At 48.7% G+C, this 6311-nt stretch carries 3 protein-coding genes; 1 reads left to right on the plus strand and 2 read right to left on the minus strand.

All coding sequences use genetic code 11. The features are described 5' to 3' along the window. Positions 1-28 precede the first annotated feature (28 nt). Positions 29-631, minus strand: a complete 603-nt coding sequence (locus tag VFC92_04420) for a hypothetical protein (GenBank protein ID HZK07424.1) — start codon at positions 629-631, stop codon at positions 29-31. Next, a complete protein-coding gene (locus tag VFC92_04425; GenBank protein ID HZK07425.1) occupies positions 628-1398 on the minus strand; it encodes a hypothetical protein in 771 nt (256 codons plus the stop codon). Before VFC92_04425 ends, VFC92_04420 begins: the two co-directional genes overlap by 4 nt. 233 nt (positions 1399-1631) lie before the next feature. On the opposite strand from VFC92_04425, the gene VFC92_04430 reads away from it, so the two are divergent. Next, positions 1632-6119 carry a lectin like domain-containing protein gene (locus VFC92_04430; GenBank protein HZK07426.1) on the plus strand — a complete coding sequence of 1496 codons (4488 nt, stop codon included), beginning with the start codon at positions 1632-1634 and terminating at the stop codon, positions 6117-6119. Positions 6120-6311 lie beyond the last annotated feature (192 nt).

The following is a 6311-nucleotide window of genomic DNA, read 5'->3' on the forward strand; positions in this document are numbered from 1 at the left end:
TGCTCCACTTTTTTGATACTCGTAATTTCTATTCTGCTACTGCCATAATGCCGCGTATCGGGATTTTGTCGAGCATGGCGGTTACCTGGTTTTCATCTTCGATGCCGGTAACTGTGAATGTGAACAAGGTATTTCCAAAAACCAGTTGCACATCGTAGCTTACCAATTGCTCTTGCTCTGCCGGCGTTTTTGTGAGCAGGGCTTTTTGGCCATCAATCTTGATACGTTTTTGGTTGGGGTCGGAATTCAGAAAAGCGGGCATGTTCAGCAGTATGTTGATGGCGGACAGAAATGGCGAATCACTCACGATCTCTACTTCGGCGTGATTTACTTCGGCTTTGTAGTGGCGGCTTACAAATAATCCGGCGAAAGCTGTATTCATTCCGGTAACGTTGTCGCTTTCAGCAATAGCGGCCATGTCGCCCAGTTGCTGCGGCATCATCTCCAGGATGTCGCGCCCGATGGCCTGGTTGATTCCGTTGAGCGCTTGTTGCAATGCAAAGCGGGCATCTTCCAGATTTCCGCTTTTGTAGGCGCCGGCAGCCTCATCGAGCAGTGCCGGAACCTCCTGGCTTCGCGCTTGCAGCGCTACCATTAATACAATCGAAAGTATGAGGGTTATTTTTTTCATTGTTCACCTAGCTCCTTTTTAATGTTTCCAATATTAATCTCTTTGGATGAATTCATCATCTCGTTTTCGTCGGCGTAATTGATGCCTTCGGTTATCAGTATCGACGATTGTCCGAAAGGAACGCTGAGTTTGTACCCCGAATACTCGTCGTATTCGAGCACGGCGCGTTTTCCGTCGAAGGTGACGATCTTGCGGTTGTCGTCGTCTGAAGTTTGATACATCCCACCGGCCGAGGAAAGGTATATTCCGGCGGCAGAAAGAAGAGCTCCATCATTGCCCACGGTAACTTTAAACTGCTTGTCGTCCTGGCGGTAGGTGCGCTCGATGAAAAGCCCTACAAATCCTATCCCGGTGCTGGCCACATTATCTTCCTCTTTTACGGCGGGCAACCCGTTGATAGTTTCGGGAAATCCTTCCAGGATTTTTTCACCAATCTCCATCTCTATGCCGAGGATGGCCTGGCGCAATCCAAACCGGGCATCGCTGTATTTCTTATTTCCAAAAGCAGCATCAGCCTGATCGATGCTGGCCAGCACATCGGGTGCTTCGGTGGTGAGCCCCGCGCCTTTGGTGTTGGAGGGCCGGTTGGCATCGTTGCTGCCACCATAGCTACCTTGTTGTTGCTCAGTACCAAAAACCTCCTCCACGGCTTTGTTTTCAGCCTTTTCTTTAAGCTTTCTGATTAAACTGCCCTGCCCGAACGCGGGCTGCCAGGCAAAACATCCTGCCAGAAGCAACAGGAATACGTATTTACTTAATGATTTCATAACTTAGAATTTTTTAATTACTTCGCGAAAATAGAATTTCTCATTTAAAAACAAATACTTAAAATTATTTTTCGTTGTCAAGATGCCTGTTTTTGCCGCTGCCTGATTGTGTTTTACAAATATCTTTTAAGATTTTGACCCGGGGGCATTAGAAATTTTCTGATGACCTGCAAAAATAAACTTTAGTACATTTGTTAAAATTTTTAAATACTCATCTATAACTACATTTTATAATGAAAAATGTTCTACTGACAATGCTTTTTTTATGCAGCATTTTGGCTGGCTTTGGCCAACCGGCTACTTTTGACCTGCGTAATGTGAATGGCGTAAACTACGTAACCAGTGTAAAAAATCAGCAAGGTGGCACCTGCTGGACACATGGTGCCTATTCGGCTATGGAAGGCAACCTGATGATGACCGGGGTCTGGACGGCTGCCGGCGAAACCGGCGAACCCGACCTGGCCGAGTACCACCTCGATTGGTGGAACGGTTTTAACCAGCACAACAACGACGATATGAATCCTCCTTCGGGCAGCGGCCTGGAAGTGCATAATGGCGGCGACTACCGCGTTACCAGCGCTTACCTCTCACGCAACGAAGGTGCAGTGCGCGATATCGACGCGCCATCCTTCAATACACCGCCTGCTCGCACCAGCGACACCTATCATTACTACTATCCGCGACATATCGAGTGGTACACCATGGACCAAAATCTGAATGGCATCAATCTGATAAAAAATAAAATAATGGAATATGGCGTGCTGGGCACCTGCATGTGCTACAGCGGTAGCTATATGAGTAATTACGTTCATTATCAGCCGCCCACCAGCAACGAAGACCCAAACCATGCTGTGGCTATTGTAGGCTGGGACGACACCAAAGTGACGCAGGCTCCGCAGCCGGGCGCCTGGATTGTAAAAAACTCCTGGGGCGGCTCTTGGGGACTCAGTGGCTACTTCTGGATTTCGTATTACGACAAACATGCTTGCCGCGAACCCCAGATGGGAGCTATCTCTTTTCAGGAAGTAGAACCATTGCAATATGAGCACACCTATTATCACGACTACCACGGCTGGCGCGACGAGCTGGAATCAGCAACCGAAGCTTTCAATGCTTTTACGGCTGATGGCGCTCAGATTCTTAAAGCGGTTAGCTTTTTCACCGCTGCGCACGATGTGGATTATGTTGTAAAAATCTACGGCACTTTTACAGGTGGTAATTTAACAAATCTCCTCTCGACACAAACCGGGCATTTCGACTATTCCGGCTTTCACACCGTCGATCTTTCTCAGGCTGTTAACCTCACCGCAGGGCAGAACTTCTATGTTTATCTGAGCCTCTCGGACGGCGGACATCCATACGACCGGACAAGCGACGTACCCGTGCTGCTTGGCGCAAGCTACCGAACCATTGTAGAATCGGCCGCCGCACCCGGACAGAGCTTTTATAACGATGGAAAATCGTGGAATGATTTTTATGATTACAACGATCCTTCCGGCTTTCAGCACACCGGCAACTTCTGCATCAAAGCACTGACGGTAGACGGACAGATGACCCTACCCTCTTCCTTCGACCTTCGCAACGTGAACGGCGTAAGCTACGTCACCAGCGTTAAAAATCAGCAGGGCGGCACCTGCTGGACGCACGGCTCGTCGGGCGCGATGGAAGGCAACCTGCTGATGACCGGCAACTGGGCAGATGCCGGCGAAACCGGAGAGCCAGCTTTGGCCGCCTACCACCTCGACTGGTGGAATGGTTTCAATGACCATTACAACGAAGACCTTGATCCTCCCTCCGGCAGTGGCCTGGAAGTGCATCAGGGTGGCGACTATCGCGTTACTACCGCTTACCTCTCACGTGGCGAAGGTTCTACCCGTGCAATCGACGGCAACACCTTCTCCTCACCGCCAGAGCGCAACCTCGATACTTATCACAAATATTACCCGCGCGATGTGGAGTGGTATGTGGCCGGACCCAACCTGGAAAACATCGATCTGCTCAAAACTAAGATCATGGAAAATGGCGTAATGGCTACCTGCATGTGCTACGACGGCGCATTTATTTCGGGTACGATTCATTACCAGCCGCCAACAAGCAATGTGCTGCCCAATCACTCAGTCGCCATTGTAGGATGGGACGACGACAAGGTTACACAGGCGCCGCTGCCGGGTGCGTGGATTGTAAAGAATTCATGGGGAGCCAGCTGGGGACAGAGCGGTTATTTCTGGATTTCGTATTACGACAAATGGGCCGGCCAGGAACCGCAGATGGGCGCCATATCGTTTATTGATGTGGAGCCGATGGAATATACCCAAATCTATTACCACGACTACCATGGCTGGCGCGACGAACTGGAATCAGCAACCGAAGCTTTCAATGCTTTTACTGCTGTTTCGGGCGACGTGATTTCGGCAGTCAACTTTTTCACAGCAGCTGATAACGTAAACTATACCGTTAAAATCTATAGCGACTTTAACAATGGTGAGCTACAAAATCTGCTCTCATCGAAATCGGGCTTCTATGCCCACACCGGCTTGCACACTGTCAATCTTGATACACCGGTGGAAGTGAGTCAGGGAGATAATTTTTACGTTTATGTAAGTTTGTCTGACGGAGGCCACCCGTACGATCGCACCAGCGACGTACCCGTGCTGTTGGGTGCCAGCTATCGTACCATTGTCGAATCCACCGCTGCCGAAGGTGAGAGTTATTACAAATCAGGCAGCACCTGGCTCGACTTTTATAATTATAACGATCCTTCCGGATTCCAGCATTCAGGTAACTTCTGTATAAAAGCGCTGGCAAAAACTTCTTATGCCATCAACATGGGCAGCATCGAAATTTCAGATCCTGAAGGAAACGGAAACGGCCGCCTTGATCCGGGCGAGACTGTGGACGTGAAAATTACCATCAAAAACGGAGGATTGTACGACCTTACACAGCTTACAGCGCAATACACCACCAACGATCCTTTCGTAACCATCAACAACGGCACCGCCACATTACAAACTGTAGAACCCGGTGAAGCAAAGGTGGTGGTTTTCAATATCACCGCCAGCGCAGCTACACCCACGAGCCACAATATTGCGGGCGAGCTAAACATAAACTGCACCAGCAATAACAACACGCAACAATATGCTTTTGATGTGGATATCCTGGCTGGAGCCGATGTGGAAGACTTCGAGACAGGCGATTTTTCGCAACACGATTGGGAGCTTTCCGGCAATGCCAACTGGACGGTTGTCAGCAGCCAATCTTATGAGGGAACCTATTCTGCACGTTCGGGTAATATTGGCAATCAGCAGCAGAGTGTGCTTAGCATTACCATGGACGTTACCGCTGATGGAGCCATCTCCTTCTACCGCAAGGTGTCGAGCGAAAATAACTACGACTGGCTGAGATTTTTTATCGATAACAACAAAGTTGGCGAATGGTCGGGCGAAAATGCCTGGGCTTTGGAAACTCACAATGTAAGTGCAGGCGAGCATACTTTTAAATGGCTTTACGTAAAAGATCAATCGGTGGGTTCGGGCAGCGACTGTGGCTGGATTGACTACATCGTCTTCCCGCCGGTAGAGCAAATGCCTCCCGTATCGCAACAGGCCATTAATCTGCCACAAGGCTGGAGCGGCATTTCGAGCTATCTGATGCCGGTAGATGCCAACGTCACAAATATCTTTGAAAGTCTGGGCGACGATCTAATCATCCTTCAGGATATGCAACATGCCTGGTGGCCAGCCGCCGGCGTGAACACCATAGGCCTGTGGAACTCGCAGCAGGGTTACAAGATAAAACTTGCACAACAGGCAGCCTTTAGTTTCTCAGGTTATGATGCGTTAAGTCATAACTTGCTATTGCACCAGGGCTGGAACCTGATGCCGGTGATTAGCAACAGCGACGTGCCATGTAGCGATTTATTTGGCGGCATGGGAAGCGATCTTGTGGTAGTAAAAGAAGTAGCCGGCACAAATTTGTATTGGCCTTCGTTCCAAATCAACACGCTCGATCATCTTACACCCGGCAAATCTTATCTGGTGAAAACCACTGCCGAAAACACCATTACTTTCCCGGCCAATAAGCGCACGCCGATGGTAAGTGAAGGTCCCGCCGAAACCCGAAGCGTTACACCCACCGGAAACTCACATTTGGTGGTAATAACCGCGCAAGCTCTGGGCAATTGTAACGTAACTATCTACCCCGGCGATAAATTTGTGGCGATGGATGATCAGTGGCATGTACTTGGCGAGGTAACCATTTCCGATCCAGCAAAGGATCATGTATTGGTAATATTTGGAAATGACAGCACAAATACAAATTCAAATGGCTACTTGAATGGGGAACTCATTAAAATTTACCTGGATGAATGGCCGATGTCGATGCCTGCATCGATCGATTATGATAGTGAATTCCCGAACACAGGAAATTATGCCGATGAAGGACTTTCTAAGATCAATTGGATGGTACTTTACACCGACATTACTGAGCAGCAGCAGGCTGCCGTGCAGTTGTGGCCCAACCCGGCACATGGTCAGGTTTCGATAGCCGGGCTGCCACAAGGAAAAGCCACGCTCGAAATTCTCGATCTGAAAGGCGTGCAGGTGGTGCAAACCAGCATCGATGGCAACCAAAGCATAGATGTTTCCCAGCTTCCGGCAGGCGTTTACGTAGCGCGCATCCGCACCAACGACTTCACCGTTCAGCGCAAGCTGATCATTCAATAATTTGATTTTAATATTTATAAAAATAAAAACCTCCGCTGTTTCAAAATGGCGGGGGTTTTTTTGTTGCTCTTGAATCGGGATGAGTCTCAAATATTCGCAGAAAGAATTTGGACAAAATCATCAAAAATGTGTGAAAATACATTTTTAGTTTTTTTCTTTCGGGAATTTATCTCTTTTCTTTATGGATTAAAC

The sequence above is a fragment of the Bacteroidales bacterium genome (assembly GCA_035647615.1).
Lineage (GTDB): Bacteria > Bacteroidota > Bacteroidia > Bacteroidales > 4484-276 > SABY01.

Bases quoted from the DNA above. Each gene is read 5' to 3' on its own strand.
- VFC92_04430 (HZK07426.1), top strand. From the start codon at position 1,632: ATGAAAAATGTTCTACTGACAATGCTTTTTTTATGCAGCATTTTGGCT.
- VFC92_04420 (HZK07424.1), bottom strand. From the start codon at position 631: ATGAAAAAAATAACCCTCATACTTTCGATTGTATTAATGGTAGCGCTG.
- VFC92_04425 (HZK07425.1), bottom strand. From the start codon at position 1,398: ATGAAATCATTAAGTAAATACGTATTCCTGTTGCTTCTGGCAGGATGT.